General features: G+C 65.2%; 15 protein-coding genes. 5 read left to right on the top strand and 10 right to left on the bottom strand.

Annotation, left to right across the window (positions count from 1 at the left end; genetic code table 11):
* Positions 1-48: 48 nt before the first annotated feature.
* Positions 49-1,974 carry an ABCB family ABC transporter ATP-binding protein/permease gene (locus BMX43_RS05720; RefSeq protein ID WP_091298317.1) on the bottom strand — a complete coding sequence of 642 codons (1,926 nt, stop codon included), beginning with the start codon at positions 1,972-1,974 and terminating at the stop codon, positions 49-51.
* Between the two features lie 87 nt (positions 1,975-2,061).
* Between BMX43_RS05720 and BMX43_RS05725 the strand changes: the two genes are divergently transcribed.
* On the top strand, positions 2,062-2,454 hold the full coding sequence (locus BMX43_RS05725; protein WP_091298320.1) for an ArsR/SmtB family transcription factor: 393 nt from the start codon (positions 2,062-2,064) through the stop codon (positions 2,452-2,454).
* On the opposite strand, the gene BMX43_RS05730 is transcribed toward BMX43_RS05725, so the two are convergent.
* The gene (locus tag BMX43_RS05730) at positions 2,427-3,680 is read right to left on the bottom strand and encodes a LysM peptidoglycan-binding domain-containing protein (protein ID WP_245749383.1); all 1,254 of its coding nucleotides are present in this window, start codon (positions 3,678-3,680) and stop codon (positions 2,427-2,429) included. The genes BMX43_RS05725 and BMX43_RS05730 overlap by 28 nt on opposite strands.
* 100 nt (positions 3,681-3,780) lie before the next feature.
* Here BMX43_RS05730 and BMX43_RS05735 point away from each other — a divergent pair, with 100 nt between their 5' ends.
* On the top strand, positions 3,781-4,335 hold the full coding sequence (locus tag BMX43_RS05735) for an LOG family protein (RefSeq protein ID WP_091298326.1): 555 nt from the start codon (positions 3,781-3,783) through the stop codon (positions 4,333-4,335).
* Here the strand turns inward: BMX43_RS05735 and rarD are convergent.
* From rarD to BMX43_RS05775, 8 genes are all read right to left on the bottom strand, one after another.
* Complete coding sequence (gene rarD, locus BMX43_RS05740) at positions 4,272-5,210, bottom strand: EamA family transporter RarD (RefSeq protein WP_091298329.1); 939 nt, start codon at positions 5,208-5,210, stop codon at positions 4,272-4,274. The genes BMX43_RS05735 and rarD overlap by 64 nt on opposite strands.
* A 61-nt stretch (positions 5,211-5,271) precedes the next feature.
* Positions 5,272-5,715 (bottom strand): baeRF12 domain-containing protein, encoded by a 444-nt coding sequence (locus tag BMX43_RS05745; protein ID WP_091298333.1) that lies wholly within the window; start codon positions 5,713-5,715, stop codon positions 5,272-5,274.
* A 137-nt stretch (positions 5,716-5,852) separates the two neighbouring features.
* The gene (locus BMX43_RS05750) at positions 5,853-6,455 is read right to left on the bottom strand and encodes a superoxide dismutase (RefSeq protein ID WP_091298337.1); all 603 of its coding nucleotides are present in this window, start codon (positions 6,453-6,455) and stop codon (positions 5,853-5,855) included.
* 133 nt (positions 6,456-6,588) lie between these two features.
* Entirely contained in the window at positions 6,589-7,005 is a 417-nt protein-coding gene (locus tag BMX43_RS05755; RefSeq protein ID WP_091298341.1) for a hypothetical protein, read from the bottom strand.
* A 217-nt stretch (positions 7,006-7,222) separates the two neighbouring features.
* Positions 7,223-7,774 carry a sarcosine oxidase subunit gamma gene (locus BMX43_RS05760; protein ID WP_091298345.1) on the bottom strand — a complete coding sequence of 184 codons (552 nt, stop codon included), beginning with the start codon at positions 7,772-7,774 and terminating at the stop codon, positions 7,223-7,225.
* Complete coding sequence (locus tag BMX43_RS05765; RefSeq protein ID WP_091298349.1) at positions 7,767-10,745, bottom strand: sarcosine oxidase subunit alpha family protein; 2,979 nt, start codon at positions 10,743-10,745, stop codon at positions 7,767-7,769. The genes BMX43_RS05760 and BMX43_RS05765 overlap by 8 nt, the downstream gene beginning before the upstream one ends.
* Positions 10,742-11,065, bottom strand: coding sequence for a sarcosine oxidase subunit delta (locus BMX43_RS05770; RefSeq protein WP_091298352.1), 324 nt, complete (start codon positions 11,063-11,065; stop codon positions 10,742-10,744). The genes BMX43_RS05765 and BMX43_RS05770 overlap by 4 nt, the downstream gene beginning before the upstream one ends.
* 82 nt (positions 11,066-11,147) lie before the next feature.
* Positions 11,148-12,395 (bottom strand): sarcosine oxidase subunit beta family protein, encoded by a 1,248-nt coding sequence (locus tag BMX43_RS05775; RefSeq protein WP_091298354.1) that lies wholly within the window; start codon positions 12,393-12,395, stop codon positions 11,148-11,150.
* Between the two features lie 207 nt (positions 12,396-12,602).
* On the opposite strand from BMX43_RS05775, the gene ccmI reads away from it, so the two are divergent.
* From ccmI to BMX43_RS05790, 3 genes are read left to right on the top strand one after another with little or no spacing between them, the layout of a single operon-like run.
* Complete coding sequence (ccmI, locus tag BMX43_RS05780; RefSeq protein WP_091298356.1) at positions 12,603-13,820, top strand: c-type cytochrome biogenesis protein CcmI; 1,218 nt, start codon at positions 12,603-12,605, stop codon at positions 13,818-13,820.
* Positions 13,817-14,302, top strand: a complete 486-nt coding sequence (gene ruvX, locus BMX43_RS05785) for a Holliday junction resolvase RuvX (protein WP_091298359.1) — start codon at positions 13,817-13,819, stop codon at positions 14,300-14,302. Before ccmI ends, ruvX begins: the two co-directional genes overlap by 4 nt.
* A complete protein-coding gene (locus tag BMX43_RS05790; RefSeq protein WP_091298362.1) occupies positions 14,295-14,528 on the top strand; it encodes a DUF1289 domain-containing protein in 234 nt (77 codons plus the stop codon). Before ruvX ends, BMX43_RS05790 begins: the two co-directional genes overlap by 8 nt.
* Positions 14,529-14,673 lie beyond the last annotated feature (145 nt).

Raw genomic sequence — 14,673 nt, forward strand, 5'->3', positions numbered from 1 at the left:
CGGCGCAAGACTGGCCCGATGCGACAGACCGGCGGTGGCGCAGTCAGATCAGACTTTCACGGCCCAATTGAACCGCCCATCCTTGGGCAGCGACGAGACATCCTTGCTTTCACCTACCGGCTCCGGCGACGGTTCATAGGGATGGGATTCGTCGGCATCCGCCTCGGCCTGACGCGCCCACATCGCAGCATAGCGCCCGCCCTGCGCCAAAAGCGCCTCATGGGTACCTTCCTCCAGCACACGACCCGCTTCCAGCACCACGATCCGGTCGGCATCGGCGATGGTGGACAGCCGGTGCGCGATGGTGATCACCGTGCGCCCCTGCCCCATTTCGCGCAAAGACGCCTGAATATCGCTTTCCGTCTGGGTATCCAGCGCCGAAGTCGCCTCGTCCAGCAGCAGGATCGGCGGGTTCTTCAGCAGGGTGCGCGCGATGCCCACCCGCTGTTTTTCACCACCCGACAGTTTCAGCCCGCGTTCGCCCACGGTGGTGTCATAGCCATCGGGCAACGACTGGATGAAATCGTGGATCTTGGCGGCCCGCGCAGCCCCCTCCACCTCGGCCCGGCTGGCTTCGGGGCGCCCGTAAGCGATGTTGTAATAGATCGTGTCGTTGAACAGCACGGTATCCTGCGGCACCACGCCGATCTGCGCATGCAGGCTGTCTTGCGTCACATCGCGGATGTCCTGTCCGTCGATAGTCACTGCGCCGCCCGTCACATCGTAGAACCGGAACAACAGCCGACCAACCGTGGATTTACCCGACCCCGATGGCCCGACCAGCGCCACGGTCTGCCCTGCAGGCACATCCAGCGTGATGCCCTTCAGGATCGGGCGTTCGGCGTCATAGGCAAAACGCACATCCTCGAACCGCACATGCCCGCCCGTGACGGCCAGCTTGGCTGCCCCCGGTTTGTCATTGATTTCCGCAGGTTGCAGTAGCAGGCCGAACATCTGCCCCATATCGACCAGCGCCTGCCGGATTTCGCGGTAGACGGTGCCCAGAAAGTTCAGCGGCATGGTGATCTGGATCATATAGGCGTTGACCATGACGAAATCGCCCACCGTCAACTGTCCCGCCTGCACGCCCTGCGCCGCCATGACCATGACGATCACCAGCCCCGTGGTGATCAGGAAGGCCTGCCCCGCGTTCAGAAAGCTCAGCGACTGGCCGGTTTTCACCGCCGCCTGCTCATATCCTTCCATCGCGCGGTCATAGCGGGCCGCCTCGCGGTTGGCCGCGCCGAAATAGCGCACGGTTTCAAAGTTCAGCAGGCTGTCGATCGCCTTCTGGTTGGCGTCAGTATCCTGATCGTTCATCTTGCGGCGGATCTGCACCCGCCATTCGGTGACCTTGAAGGTGAAGGCCACATAAAGCGCGATGGTGATCACCACGACCGCCATGTATTGCCAGCCGAACATCACCGCAAAGATGATCGAGACCATGGTCAGTTCAAGGATCAGCGGACCGATGGAAAACAGCATGAAGCGCAGCAGGAAATCGACGCCCTTCACCCCGCGCTCGATGATCCGGCTCAGGCCCCCGGTCTTGCGGGTGATATGATAGCGCAGCGACAGGCGGTGCATATGGGTAAAGGTTTCCAGCGCCAGCTTGCGCAGCGCGCGCTGACCAACCTTGACGAAGATTGCATCCCGCAACTCGCCAAAGGCCACCGCCCCCAGCCGCGCCAGACCATAGGCCAGCGTCAGCGCCACCGCCGTCAGCCCCATCAGGAAGGCCCCCGACGGCGCATCGCCCGCCAGCCGGTCCACCGCCGCCTTGTAGAAGAAGGGGGTCGTAACCGACACGATCTTGGCCATCACCAGCATGGCCAGAGCAAGCACGACGCGCTGCTTCACCCAAGTCTCGCCCTTCGGCCAGAGATAGGGCAGCACGCGGCGGATGGTAACCCAGCCCGAAGTGGCAGGGGTGCCCGCATCGGCGGAGGTGGCGGTAGAGGTCATGCGGCGCATTGTCGGTTCCTTGGCCCTGCGGCGTTGATTGCCGGGCGGGACTGGGTTACACAGGCATCAATTCAATGTTTCACGAGTAGTTGAACCATGGAGCGAAGTAAAGTCCTCTCGGCCCTGTCCGCCCTCGCTCACGAGGCGCGACTGGATCTGGTGCGCCTGCTGATCACACAGGGGAACGAGGGGTTGGCCGCAGGCGATATCGGGCGCAGGCTGGGCCTGCCGGCCTCGCGCTTGTCCTTCCATCTGTCGGCGCTGGAACAGGCCGGGCTGATCCGCTCGCGCCGGGTATCACGCAACGTGATCTATACAGCCGATCTGGCCGGAATCGGCGGGGTCATGTCTTACATGCTTGCCGATTGCTGCATGGATCACCCCGAGGTTCTGGCCTGCTGCGGTGCCAGTGCGCGGCACGCCCTGCACCGCGTGACAGAAGGCGATCCCGCCCCCCGCGATCATTGTTCGGGAATCACGAAAACCTGACCGGGATAGATGAGGTCCGGGTCACGGATCTGGCCCTTGTTGGCGTCGAACACCTTCACATACATCACGCCATCGCCAAACGTCTCGCGCGCAATGCGCCAGAGTGTAAAGCCGGGCTGCACGGTGACCGTTACCGGCGGGGCCGGTTCGGCAGATGCAGGCGAGGCTGCCGACACGACAGGCGTGTCGGTGGCGGGTGCTTCTGCGGAAGGTGCCGCCGGGGGCACAGCGGCCACCGCATCGGGTGCAGGTTCTGCCGCAGATCGCGGCACCGGCGTGCCAGTCGCGGCACGCGGCTTCAGCGCGGCAGCCAGCGCCTCAAGCGTTTCCCGCTGGAAGGGCGTCTCGAACCGGGCGCCGACCTTGCCCGCCGCATCAACCTGATCGGCGCGCAACGTATATAGCCCCGGTGCCACATCGCGCAGCACCGTGCTCCACGCCCCCGTGGCGCTTACAGGCGCTTCGCCCACCACCGCATTGTCAAGGTAAAGCCGCACCACTGCATCGGCAGTCCCCAAGCCTGAAAGCTGCACCGCGCCATCGGGGGTATAGGTGATTGCCGCAATGGTGACGCCACCCTCGGTGGCCGCTACCGGCCCCTGCAGCACCTTGGCACCGGCTTCACTCAGCAGGATCGCGGTCGGTGGTTCGGCGGCAGGCGGCGGCACGCTGCCTTCGGCACCCGAAGCCTCGGCCAGGGCGGGGCTGATCGGCTCCAGCACAACAGAGTCGGGTGACAGCAGCGGGCCCTCCGGCTGGATCAGCGCCAGCGTCAGGGTGCGCGGCGCATCGGAGGGGGACAACGAGAACATCGCCACGAAATCGCCCTGCCCGTTCGCGGTGACACGGGCTGCCTCGGTGCCATCCACACGCAGAGAAACGGAGCCCCCTGCAACCGCCCGCCCCGCCACCAGAGCCTCGCCCTCGGGGGTGATACGCACGGTGTCAAAGCTGGGGGGGCTGACCGGGGCCGGTTCAGGCTGGGCGGTGGCAGCCTCCGGGGCTGCCGGAGCTACAGGTGCCACGACTTCGGGGGCGGCAGAACTGGCAGGTGGCGCCGCAACTGGCGCGGCCAGCGGCGCCGGGGGTGCAGCCTCCGGCACCGGCTCAGGGCGTTGTGCATACCACAGCAGCACGGCCAGCGCAGCGACCCCAGCGACCAGTAGCGCCACTTGCGCAGCAGATCCCAGACCCGCGCCCCCCTGACCGTCACCCTTGTTCGCCATCGCCGGACGCTCCCCTTTTCGCCGTGTCTTGCCGCACCGGCTTCCTTTCGCCCAGAAACCCCGATACACCCGCGAAAGGCAACTGTTTTCAGGACATGCGATGACCACTCTGCGCTCTGTCTGTGTCTTCTGCGGCTCACGTCCGGGCATCCGCCCCGCCTATGTGCAAGCAGCGCGCGAAACCGGCGCCATGCTGGCCGCCGAAGGCTGGCGGCTGGTCTATGGCGCGGGCGATGTCGGACTGATGGGGGAGACGGCACGCGCCGCCATCGCTGCCGGGGCCGCCACCATGGGCGTCATCCCCACGCATCTGATGGGCAAGGAAATCGGCAAGCGCGATCTGACGCAGCTGGTGATCACCGAAGACATGCATGAACGCAAGAAGGTGATGTTCATGAACTCTGACGCGATCGTCGTGCTGCCGGGCGGCGCGGGCACGCTGGACGAGTTTTTCGAGGTGGTCACCTGGGCGCAGATCGGCCTGCACGGCAAACCGATCTTCCTGCTGGATACCGAAGGTTACTGGCAGCCGCTGGTGGCGCTGGCCCGCCATATCGTGGCCGAGGGGTTTGCCGGTGAAACCCTGCTGGATCAGGTGAGGGCGCTGCCTGATGTTGCGGCGCTGCGTATCGCCTTGCGCGCTGCCCTGTCCTGACGCAACGCCTCGGCACTGTACAGCGCAAGCCCCGCCCAGATCAGGCCGAAGGCCCCCGCGTGCCAGCGGGTGAACGGCTCGGCAAAGACCAGCACCGCCACAAGGAACTGGCCGGTGGGGTTGATATATTGGAGCAGGCCCAGCGTCGCCATCCGCACCCGCGCCGCCGCATAGGTGAACAGCATCAGCGGCCCCGCCGTCAGCACGCCGGAAAACACCAGCAGCGCGGCCGTGGCCGGATCATCAAGGAAATGCCCGCCAGGCCGCCCGCCCTCCAGCACCCGGCCGCTGCCCACCAGCCACAGCCACAGAACGGCCAGCGGCGCCAGCACCAGAACCTCGGCCGTGACCGAGGCGACCGGCGGGGCGCCCAACCGTTTTTTGACCAGCCCATACAGCCCGAAACTGCCCGCAATGGCCAGCGCGATCCAAGGCGCCACCCCCAGCCCCCAGGTCAGCACTGCCACCGCCAGCGCCGCCAGCAGTACGGCCATCCCCTGCCCCCGGCTCAACCGCTCGCCAAACGCGAAGACGCCCAGCAGCACCGCCACCAGCGGGAAGATATAATAGCCCATCGACGCTTCGACGGCATGGCCCGCCTGCACCGAATAGATGAACAGGAACCAGTTGGACGAGATCATAAGTGCCGCAAGTGCCACCCGCAGCAGTGTGACGCCGCTCAGCAGGCCGCGCAACTGGCGCAACTGCCCCTGCAGGGCCAGCAGAACGGCAAAGATCACCGCCGACCACAGCGTGCGATGGCTCAGCACTTCCAGCGGTGGCACATGGGCCAGTTGCTTGTAATAGAGCCCCGAGGCGCCCCAGATCAGGCAGGCCACAACCATGGCCAATACCCCTTTGCGCGCCTCGGTCATTTCATATCCCCCCACCTTGCCGTCCCGTTGTGCCGCAAACTCCGGTCAGGGGAAAGGGTTGTCAGCCCTCCAGCGCGGCGGCCACGATCTCGGCGATCCCGGCCATGGAATGTTTGGTCAGCGTCTTGTCCAGCTCTGCCAGCACCCGGCCCCGCAGCGCATCCGGCATCCGGTCGCGGATCGCGCCCAGAACCTGCGGCGGTGCGGCGATCACCATGTGGGTAAACGCACCGGCAGCGGCCTTTTTGCCCAGAAGCGCCAGCAGATCCACAACCATCTTTTCAGCATTCAGACGTTCAAAATCCGGCACCTCCAGCGCAGACTGGCGCGTGCCCATCGACTCATGCACCCGACCGGGCCGATCAGAATTCATCACAACCGCCGGTGCCGTCAGATGGTCAATCTCGCGCAGATCGGGGCGCCGCGTATCGCCCTCATTGCTCAGGATCATCGCCTTTTCGCTGTCGGCCACAATCACCCACAGCCCTTTGGTCAGCATCGCCATTCACGCCTCCTCGATTTCGGTTCAGCCACGCGCCCTGCCCTGTCACGCTACGCCCGGCCCGGCCCAAAAGCCAGCGAATCAAGATGCAAAAGGCCCGCCCGGTTTCCCGAACGGGCCTTTGCGCCAGAAGGCGACGATCAGAGCTTGGCGGCGACCGCTTCCCAGTTCACCAGCTTTTCAAGGAAGTTGGTCAGGTAGGCCGGGCGCTTGTTGCGGAAGTCGATGTAGTAGGAATGTTCCCACACGTCGCAGCCCAGCAGCGCGGTTTGCCCGAAGCACAGCGGGTTCACGCCGTTTTCGGTTTTGGTAACCTTCAGCGCGCCGTCCGCATCCTTCACCAGCCAAGCCCAGCCCGAGCCGAACTGGCCCGCGCCAGCGGCTGCAAAATCTTCCTTGAACTTGGCGACCGAACCGAACGCCTCGACCAGTGCCGCTTCCAGCACGCCCGGCATCTTCTTGTCTTCGCCCGGCCCCATCACTTCCCAGAACAGGTTGTGGTTCCAGTGCTGTGACGCGTTGTTGAAGATGCCGTTCTGGGCCACGGCACCAGCCGCATAGGTGCCCTTGACGATATCTTCCAGCGACTTTGCTTCCCATTCAGTGCCGGCAATCAGCTTGTTGCCGTTATCGACATAGGCCTTGTGGTGCAGGTCGTGGTGATATTCCAGCGTCTCTTTCGACATGCCAAGCGACGCCAGCGCGTCGTGGGCATAGGGCAGATCGGGAAGGGTGAATGCCATGGTCTCTCTCCTGTTCGAGATGGATTCCTTGGTGCCCAATAAGATACCCGAAGCCCGCAAGGTCAAGGGGCGGAAGGCAGATTTCCGAGAGGTTCTGTCGCCTTCTGCCGTCACCCCCCCGCCCCCGCCAAGGTCAGCCCTTGAGCTTGCACACCCCGTCGCCCCGAAAGTTGTTGGGGTAACCCAAGGGCTTGGCCGTCAACATGACCTTGCCGGTCGCCTTGAAGTAGCTCATGTAATATTGCATCGACACGGTGCGCTGATTGGCACGGTTCCGCAGGCCCTTGGCCTCCCAGCGGAAAGAGATCCGCTGGGCACTGTCGGTTACAAGACGACCGCCCGTGGGCTTGGCATTGTATTTATCCAGCACGGGATCCTGTACCACAACGGATTTCATGGCCGGATCATGGGCCACCGTGAACCCGGGTGGCACCCAGGATCCGCGCTGGCGCGCGGTGATGGTGCAGGAATAGGTGGTCACATCTGCCACTACGGGGCTTGCAAGAACAGCCAGCGTGAGAGTGGCAACCAGATATTTGATCTGAAACAATTTATACTCCTGGATGAACAGGATGCAGAATATAAACCCTGAAGCTGCATCGCAACCGGCCTGTCAATGTCGGCACCGCTTTTTCAAGGCGCGGTGTCGCAAGGGCTGCAACCAAACGATCATTCCAAGTATCCCCACGCGGCCGGCGGGATTGGCTCCGATCAACAGAAAAAGGGAAGGCACAGGCCCTCCCCTCTTCCATTCACTGTGCGCCGCTTCAGAACAATTCGGCGCCCGACTGGGCCGAATGGCGGAGCAAGCCCATCACATAGCCCGCAACAGAGCGGAAGCAGACCAGCGTATAGCCGCCATCCTGCTGCCAGAACGCCGCAGCCACCTGCGCCGCGCGCGACCGGCGCAACTCGCCCGGTTCCAGCGTGGCGTGATCGACGGGTGCCAGCTTCATCAGCACTTCTGCAGCCTTGTCGCCCTCGATGCGGAACACCGCCCGCGCATCCGACACATCGACCGCCAGATGGTGCTGGCCTGCCAGCTTTTCGGCCAGCGTGGCCAGCGCGGCCTTCACGCCGTCATAGGGCACGATCAGCAGATATTCGTCCGGGCTCATCCAGCCCGCGACATTGCCGCCGGCCAGTTCCACCCGGCGCTGTGCGGGCAGAGGGCAGCCGGTCACTGCCGTCACCGCCTCGGCCAGCCCCGTAACATCGGGCTTGGCACGCAGCGAAATCATGCCCAGCGGGCCGATCTCGCGGACATGGGCGAAACCGTCATAGCGGGCCCCGCCAAGGGCGCTTGCCACTTTAGACATTCTGCTTCTCCCCTTCCTTGTCGTAGAACACCGGATCGACGATCTTCACCTGCAGGGTGGAGCCATCCAGCCGCGTCATCTCGATCGTCTCGCCCACCCGGCTCAGCCCGCCCTTGACCAGACCCATCGCAATCCCGCGCTTCAGCGTGGGCGAGTAATAGGTCGAGGTCACGCGGCCCTGCGTGTTGCGTTGGCCATTGGCATTGGTGCCCGGCGCCGGCGCGATGGAGCCATCGGGGATGACCGATCCGTCCAGCGTTTCCAGCCCCACCAGTTTCCAGCGGTCCGGGCTGGCGAGGAACGGGCGTTCCTGCCCGCGCTTGCCCAGATAATCCGCCTTCTTCTTCGAAATCGCCCAGCCGAGGTTGAGGTCTTGCGGGATCACCGTGCCATCGGTTTCATCGCCGATCATGATGAAGCCCTTTTCGGCGCGCAGGACGTGCAGCCCTTCGGTGCCGTAGGGCATCATGCCAAACTCGGCCCCCGCCGTCACCAGCGCATCCCAGAACGCCCGGCCTTCGCTGGCCGGAACCGCGATCTCATAGGACAGCTCGCCCGAGAACGAGATGCGATAGGCCCGCACGCGGAACCCGCCCATCTCGCCATCCGCCCATTGCATGAACGGCAGCGCCTCTTTCGAGACATCCATGCCGCCCAGCTTTTCCAGCACCTTGCGGGCATTGGGGCCGACCACGGCGATCTGCGCGAACTGTTCGGTCACGTTGGCGGTGTAAACCTGCCAGTCCCACCACTCGCATTGCAGCCAGTCTTCCATCCAGGCATGGATGCGATCCGCCCCGCCCGAGGTGGTGTGGCACAGCCAGGTGTCCTCGTCGATGCGCGCCACCACGCCGTCATCCGACAGGAAGCCCTGCTCACTGCACATCAGCCCGTAACGGCATTTGCCGATGCCGAGGTTCGACATGACATTGGTATACAGCATGTCGAGGAACTTGCCCGCATCCGGCCCCTTGACGATGATCTTGCCAAGGGTGGAGGCATCGAGCAGACCGACATTGGTGCGGGTGTTGACCACCTCGCGATGCACCGCCTGTTCATGCGTCTCGCCGGGGCGCGGGTAGCAATAGGGGCGGCGCCACAGCCCAACCGGCTCGAAATAGGCATTATGCGCTTCGTGCCACGCGTGGATCGGCGTCTGGCGCAGCGGCTGGAAGATGTCGCCCCGCGCCTCGCCCGCCAGCGCCCCGAAGGTGACCGGCGTATAGGGCGGGCGGAAAGTGGTAGTGCCCACCTGCGGGATCGGCGAAGACAGGCTGTCGGCCAGAACCGCCAGGCCGTTGATATTGCTCAGCTTACCCTGATCGGTGGCCATGCCCAGCGTGGTATAGCGCTTGGTATGTTCGACCGAAGAATAGCCTTCACGCGCGGCCAGTTGCACGTCGCTGACCTTCACGTCGTTCTGGTAATCCAGCCACATCTTCATGCGCAGATCAATCGTCGCACCCTGCGGCATGACCCAGACCGGCTCCATCGCCGCCTCCACCGGGCCAGAGGCCACGGGGGCCACATCGCCGCCTGCGGCAGCGGTGGCATTGGCCAGCACATCGCCTGCCAGCAACACGCCCGAGGCCGCACCCGCGGTGACCACCAGTGCCGAACCGTCATGATTCAGCGGCGGGCGGGCCGGATCGGGGGCGAAATGCGCCTGCGCAGCATCCCAGTTCAGCTTGCCACCGCAATGGCTCCACAGGTGCACCACCGGCGACCAGCCACCCGACATGGCAACCGCATCACAGGCGATTTCTTCCAGAACGGCACCCTGACCGGCCTGCGCACAGATCGCAACCGAGGTGACGCGCTTGCCGCCCTTGACCTTGGCAATGGCCTTGCCTGCCTCGACCCGGATGCCCAGGGCGCGCGCCTTGGCCGGCAGATCGCCGGTCACGGTGGCACGGGCATCAAGGATCACCGGAACCTCCAGCCCCGCCTCTTTCAGCGCGATGGCGGTGCGATAGGCGTCGTCATTATTGGTCACGACCACCGTGCGGTCACCGGGCGCCACGGCCCAGTTCACCAGATAGTCGCGCATCGCCGCCGCCAGCATCACGCCGGGAATATCGTTGCCCGCAAAGGACAGCGGGCGTTCGATGGCGCCGGTTGCCGCGATGATCTGCCCGGCACGGATGCGCCACAGACGGTGGCGCGGACGCCCGTCGCCCGGCGTATGATCGGCGACCTTTTCATCGGCCAGCACATAACCATGATCGTAAGACCCCGCCGCCATGCAGCGCAGGCGCATCGTGACGTTTTCCATTGCTTCAAGGGCTTGAACGGCGTTCTTCACCCAAGCCTCGGCCGGGGTGCCGTCAATCTCCACCCCGTCCACCGGGGCACGCCCACCCCAATGCGCGGTCTGTTCCATCAGCCAGACGCGCTTGCCCGCCTTGCCGGCGGTCAGCGCTGCCTGAAGCCCGGCAATACCACCGCCCGTGATCAGCAGATCGCAGAAGGCATAGGCCTGTTCATACCGGTCGGCATCGCGGTCCTTCGGCACTTTGCCAAGGCCCGCCGACTGGCGGATGATCGGCTCGAACACATGTTTCCACGCCGCGCGCGGATGGATGAAGGTCTTGTAGTAGAACCCCGCCGGCAGGAAGCGCGCGGCGTAGTTGTTCAGCACGCCGATGTCGAATTCGAGGCTGGGAAAATGGTTCTGCGAGGTGCAGGTCAGGCCGTCGAACAGCTCGGTCGTGGTGGTGCGCTGGTTCGGCTCGAACCGGCCGCCCTCGCCCATGTTGACCAACGCGTTCGGCTCCTCGGCGCCCGAGGCGACGATGCCGCGCGGACGGTGGTATTTGAAGCTGCGGCCCACCAGCATCTGGTCATTGGCCAGCAGCGCCGCCGCCAGCGTATCGCCCTTGAACCCGCGCAGGCGCTTGCCGTTGAAGGTGAAATCCTGTGGCGCGGCCCGGTCGATCAGGCGGCCACCTTTTGCAAGACGGGTGCTCATTTGTAACCCTTCCAGTCGGGCCGTTTGGCCATGATCTTGGCGACGATATCGGCGGGCGGCTCGGTGGTCTGCGCGGGATAGGTGCCGAACACTTCCAGAGTCGCGGTGCAGCGCGCGGCAAGGAACCACTTGCCGCAGCCATAGGCATGGCGCCAGCGTTCGAAATGAACCCCCTTGGGGTTCTTGCGGGCGAACATGTAGGCCTCGAAATCCTCATCCGGGGAACCGGGCCCGAAACGCTTCAGATGCGCCTCGCCACCGGGGGCGAGTTCGGTTTCTTCGGCCTTCACGCCGCAATAGGGGCATTCAAGGATCAGCATGTCCGGGCCTCGTGCTTGCGGAAGCGCCGGGGGCTCTGCCCCCGGACCCCCGGGATATTTTTGCCAAGATGAAGGAGGGGCATCAGTGCGCCACCCCGGCTGCCACCGATTCGTCGATGAAGCGGCCTTCGCGGAAGCGGTACATGTTGAACTCTTCGGCCAGCGGCCCCGGTTCGCCCTTGGCAACCAGTTCGGCCATGGCCCAGCCGGAGCCGGGGATCGCCTTGAAGCCGCCGGTGCCCCAGCCGCAGTTGATGAAGCAGTTGCCCAAGGGGGTTTTGGAGATGATGGGCGAGCGGTCGCCAGTCATGTCCACGATGCCACCCCATTGGCGCAGCATCTTCAGGCGGCTGATCATCGGGAAGGTTTCGATCAGCGCGCGCAGGGTTTCCTCGATATGCTGGAAGCTGCCGCGCTGGGTGAAGTTGTTGAACCCGTCGGTGCCGCCACCGATCACCATCTCGCCCTTGTCGGATTGCGACATGTAGCCGTGCACCGTGTTGGCCATCACCACCACATCCATGCAGGGCTTGATCGGTTCCGACACCAGCGCCTGCAGCGCCAGCGATTCGACCGGCAGACGGAAGCCCGCCATGTCGGCCACCTGGCCCGAATGACCGGCGACGACGATGCCCAGCTTCTTGGTGCCGATGTACCCCTTGGTCGTATCGACCCCGGTGACAACGCCATTGGCCGAGCGCACGCCGGTCACTTCGCATTGCTGGATGATGTCCATCCCCATGGCGGAACAGGCGCGGGCATAGCCCCAGGCCACCGCATCATGCCGTGCCGTGCCGCCGCGCGCCTGATACAGCGCGCCCAGCACCGGATAGCGCGGGCCGTCAATATTCATGATCGGCACCAGTTCCTTGACCTTTTCCGGCCCGATCCATTCGGTGGTGACGCCTTGTAGGTTGTTGGCATGCACCGTGCGCAGATAGCCGCGCACCTCGTGATGGGTCTGCGCCAGCATCAGCAACCCGCGCGGGCTGAACATCACGTTGTAGTTCAGATCCTGACTCAGATCCTCGTACAGGCTGCGCGCCTTTTCATAGATCGCCGCCGAAGGGTCCTGCAGGTAGTTCGACCGGATGATGGTCGTATTGCGCCCGGTATTGCCACCGCCCAGCCAGCCCTTCTCGATGATCGCGACATTGGTGATGCCGAAATTCTTGCCGAGGTAATAGGCCGTGGCGAGCCCGTGGCCGCCCGCGCCCACGATGACGACATCGTAGGAGGACTTCGGCGCAGGCGAGGCCCAAGCCTTTTCCCACCCCTGATGGTAGCGCAGCGCCTCGCGGGCGATGGCGAAAACCGAATAGCGTTTCATGTGCGGTCCAACTCCCGGTTCGGGTATGGTCGAGATATGCGACAAACGGCAAAATGATCCGCCGCGCCAAGCGGCACAATCGGGAAAATTGCGACATGCCGTCGTTTCGCTTGGCATATGCGCCTTTGGTGCGACGCCAAGCCCCTTTTGCCGGGGAGCCCGAGCCGCTACATGAGGGGCAACAGGCGACGTGCGGGGTTTCGGCGGATGATGATGTTCTGGCTTGTGGCGGGGGCCCTGCTGCTGGCGGCGGCGGTGGCGCTCGTGCTTGGGGTACGGCGGGGCCGCGCGGTCGAGGCACCTGCCTTGCAGGACCTGCAGGTCTATCGCGATCAACTGGCCGAGATCGAACGCGATCTGGCCCGCGGCGTGATTGCGACGGAGGAGGCCACGCGGCTGAAAACCGAAGTGTCGCGCCGGATTCTGGAAACCGACCGCCTGACCCGTCAGGCAGGGGGCGCGGGCGAGACGCGCGGCCCCGGTGGCACCCTGCTGATCGGGTTCATCGTCCTGCTGCTGGCAGGCTCGGTGGCGCTGTATTGGCATCTGGGCGCGCCGGGCTATCCCGACATGCCGCTGACCGCGCGGCTGGCCCAGGCGGAAGAGCTGCACCGCAGCCGCCCCGATCAGGCCGCCGCCGAGGCCGATGCGCCCAGGCCACCTGCCGTTCAGGCCGAACCCGAGTTTCTGGATCTGATGGCCAAACTGCGCGCCACGGTGGCGCAGCGCCCTCAGGACATCCAGGGACGGCGGCTTCTGGCGCAGAACGAGGCGCGGCTGGGCGATTTCAAGGCGGCCTACACGGCGCAGCGGCAGGTGATCGATCTGCTGGGTGACAAGGCGACGGCAGAGGATCACGCCGGGCTGGCGGAACTGCTGATCTTCGCGGCGGGCGGCTATGTCGCGCCCGAGGCCGAGGCGGAACTGTCGAAAGCCCTGGCGCTGGACCCGCAGAACGGCACCGCGCGCTATTATGCCGGGCTGATGTTCGCGCAACTGGGCCGGGCTGACCGGGCTTTCGTGCTGTGGCGCGACCTGCTGGAAGGCTCGCCCGCCGATGCGCCGTGGATGCCAGTGCTGCGTGCCCGGATCGGCGAGATCGCCGACAAGGCGGGTGTGCGCTATACTCCGCCCGGCGCAGGCGTGAAGGGGCCGGATGCGGCGGCGCTGCAGGCGGCGGCAGGCATGGGCGCCGGGGACCGCGCGGCGATGATCGAGGGCATGGTGCAACAATTGTCGGATCGGCTGGGCAGCGCAGGCGGCTCGCCCGAAGAATGGGCGCAACTGATCAACGCGCTGGGCGTGCTGGGGCGCAAGGACGAGGCAGCGGAGCAATGGGCGGCGGCGCAGGCAGCCTATGCCGGGCAGGACGGCGCGCTGGCCACCATCGGTGCGGCGGCACAAGCGGCGGGGGTGGCACCATGAGCCATGACGATGCGGTGGAATTCGCAGCCGCGCTGCCGCCGATGCAGGCGCTGGCGGGCCTTGATTTCGGCGACAAGACCATCGGGGTGGCGGTGTCGGATGTGATGCGATCGGTCGCGACACCCTTGCTGACGATCCGGCGGGTGAAGTTCACGCAGGATGCCGAGGCGCTGCTGAAGATTGTGGCAGATCGGCGCATCGGCGGGCTGGTGCTGGGCCTGCCGCGCAACATGGATGGCAGCGAGGGACCGCGCGCGCAGGCGACCCGTGCCTTCGCCCGCAATCTGGCACGGCTCTGCCCCTTGCCCCTGCTGTTCTGGGACGAGCGTTTGTCCACCGTTGCCGCCGAACGGGCGCTGCTGGAGGCGGATACGTCTCGCAAACGTCGCGCCGAGGTGATCGACCATGTGGCTGCCGGGTTTATCCTGCAAGGGGCGCTGGACCGGCTGGCGCATCTGCGGCGGAGCATGTCGGATGAATAACGACGAGGTCTGGAAGCGCAACGAGGTGGAAAGCCCCTGTGTGAAGCTGTGTTCCGTGCATCCGGTGGAACGGATCTGCGTCGGTTGCCTGCGCACATTGGAAGAGATCGGCGCCTGGTCGCGGATGACGCCCGAGGCACGGCGCGCGGTGATGGCCGACCTGCCGGGTCGGGCGCCCCGGTTGCACAAGCGGCGCGGCGGGCGGATGGGGCGGCAAGAGGGCTGAGCCTTCGACGGAGCCCGGCCCTCGGGGGCATCGAGCCCCGTCGGCCCGATTGCCATGGCGCGCGGCGGTGCCGGGCTTGTCACCACAGGGCGGGACTGCGGCAGCGTCGGCGCCTCCGGCGGGGGTATTTTTACAAAGAAGAAGG

Source organism: Gemmobacter aquatilis (assembly GCF_900110025.1).
Taxonomy (GTDB): Bacteria; Pseudomonadota; Alphaproteobacteria; order Rhodobacterales; family Rhodobacteraceae; genus Gemmobacter; species Gemmobacter aquatilis.

Excerpts from the sequence above, each read along its gene's own strand:
- BMX43_RS05720 (WP_091298317.1), bottom strand. The coding sequence starts at position 1,974 with ATGCGCCGCATGACCTCTACCGCCACCTCCGCCGATGCGGGCACCCCT.
- BMX43_RS05725 (WP_091298320.1), top strand. The coding sequence starts at position 2,062 with ATGGAGCGAAGTAAAGTCCTCTCGGCCCTGTCCGCCCTCGCTCACGAG.
- BMX43_RS05730 (WP_245749383.1), bottom strand. The coding sequence starts at position 3,680 with ATGGCGAACAAGGGTGACGGTCAGGGGGGCGCGGGTCTGGGATCTGCT.
- BMX43_RS05735 (WP_091298326.1), top strand. The coding sequence starts at position 3,781 with ATGACCACTCTGCGCTCTGTCTGTGTCTTCTGCGGCTCACGTCCGGGC.
- rarD (WP_091298329.1), bottom strand. The coding sequence starts at position 5,210 with ATGACCGAGGCGCGCAAAGGGGTATTGGCCATGGTTGTGGCCTGCCTG.
- BMX43_RS05745 (WP_091298333.1), bottom strand. The coding sequence starts at position 5,715 with ATGGCGATGCTGACCAAAGGGCTGTGGGTGATTGTGGCCGACAGCGAA.
- BMX43_RS05750 (WP_091298337.1), bottom strand. The coding sequence starts at position 6,455 with ATGGCATTCACCCTTCCCGATCTGCCCTATGCCCACGACGCGCTGGCG.
- BMX43_RS05760 (WP_091298345.1), bottom strand. The coding sequence starts at position 7,774 with ATGTCTAAAGTGGCAAGCGCCCTTGGCGGGGCCCGCTATGACGGTTTC.
- BMX43_RS05765 (WP_091298349.1), bottom strand. The coding sequence starts at position 10,745 with ATGAGCACCCGTCTTGCAAAAGGTGGCCGCCTGATCGACCGGGCCGCG.
- BMX43_RS05770 (WP_091298352.1), bottom strand. The coding sequence starts at position 11,065 with ATGCTGATCCTTGAATGCCCCTATTGCGGCGTGAAGGCCGAAGAAACC.
- BMX43_RS05775 (WP_091298354.1), bottom strand. The coding sequence starts at position 12,395 with ATGAAACGCTATTCGGTTTTCGCCATCGCCCGCGAGGCGCTGCGCTAC.
- ccmI (WP_091298356.1), top strand. The coding sequence starts at position 12,603 with ATGATGATGTTCTGGCTTGTGGCGGGGGCCCTGCTGCTGGCGGCGGCG.
- ruvX (WP_091298359.1), top strand. The coding sequence starts at position 13,817 with ATGAGCCATGACGATGCGGTGGAATTCGCAGCCGCGCTGCCGCCGATG.
- BMX43_RS05790 (WP_091298362.1), top strand. The coding sequence starts at position 14,295 with ATGAATAACGACGAGGTCTGGAAGCGCAACGAGGTGGAAAGCCCCTGT.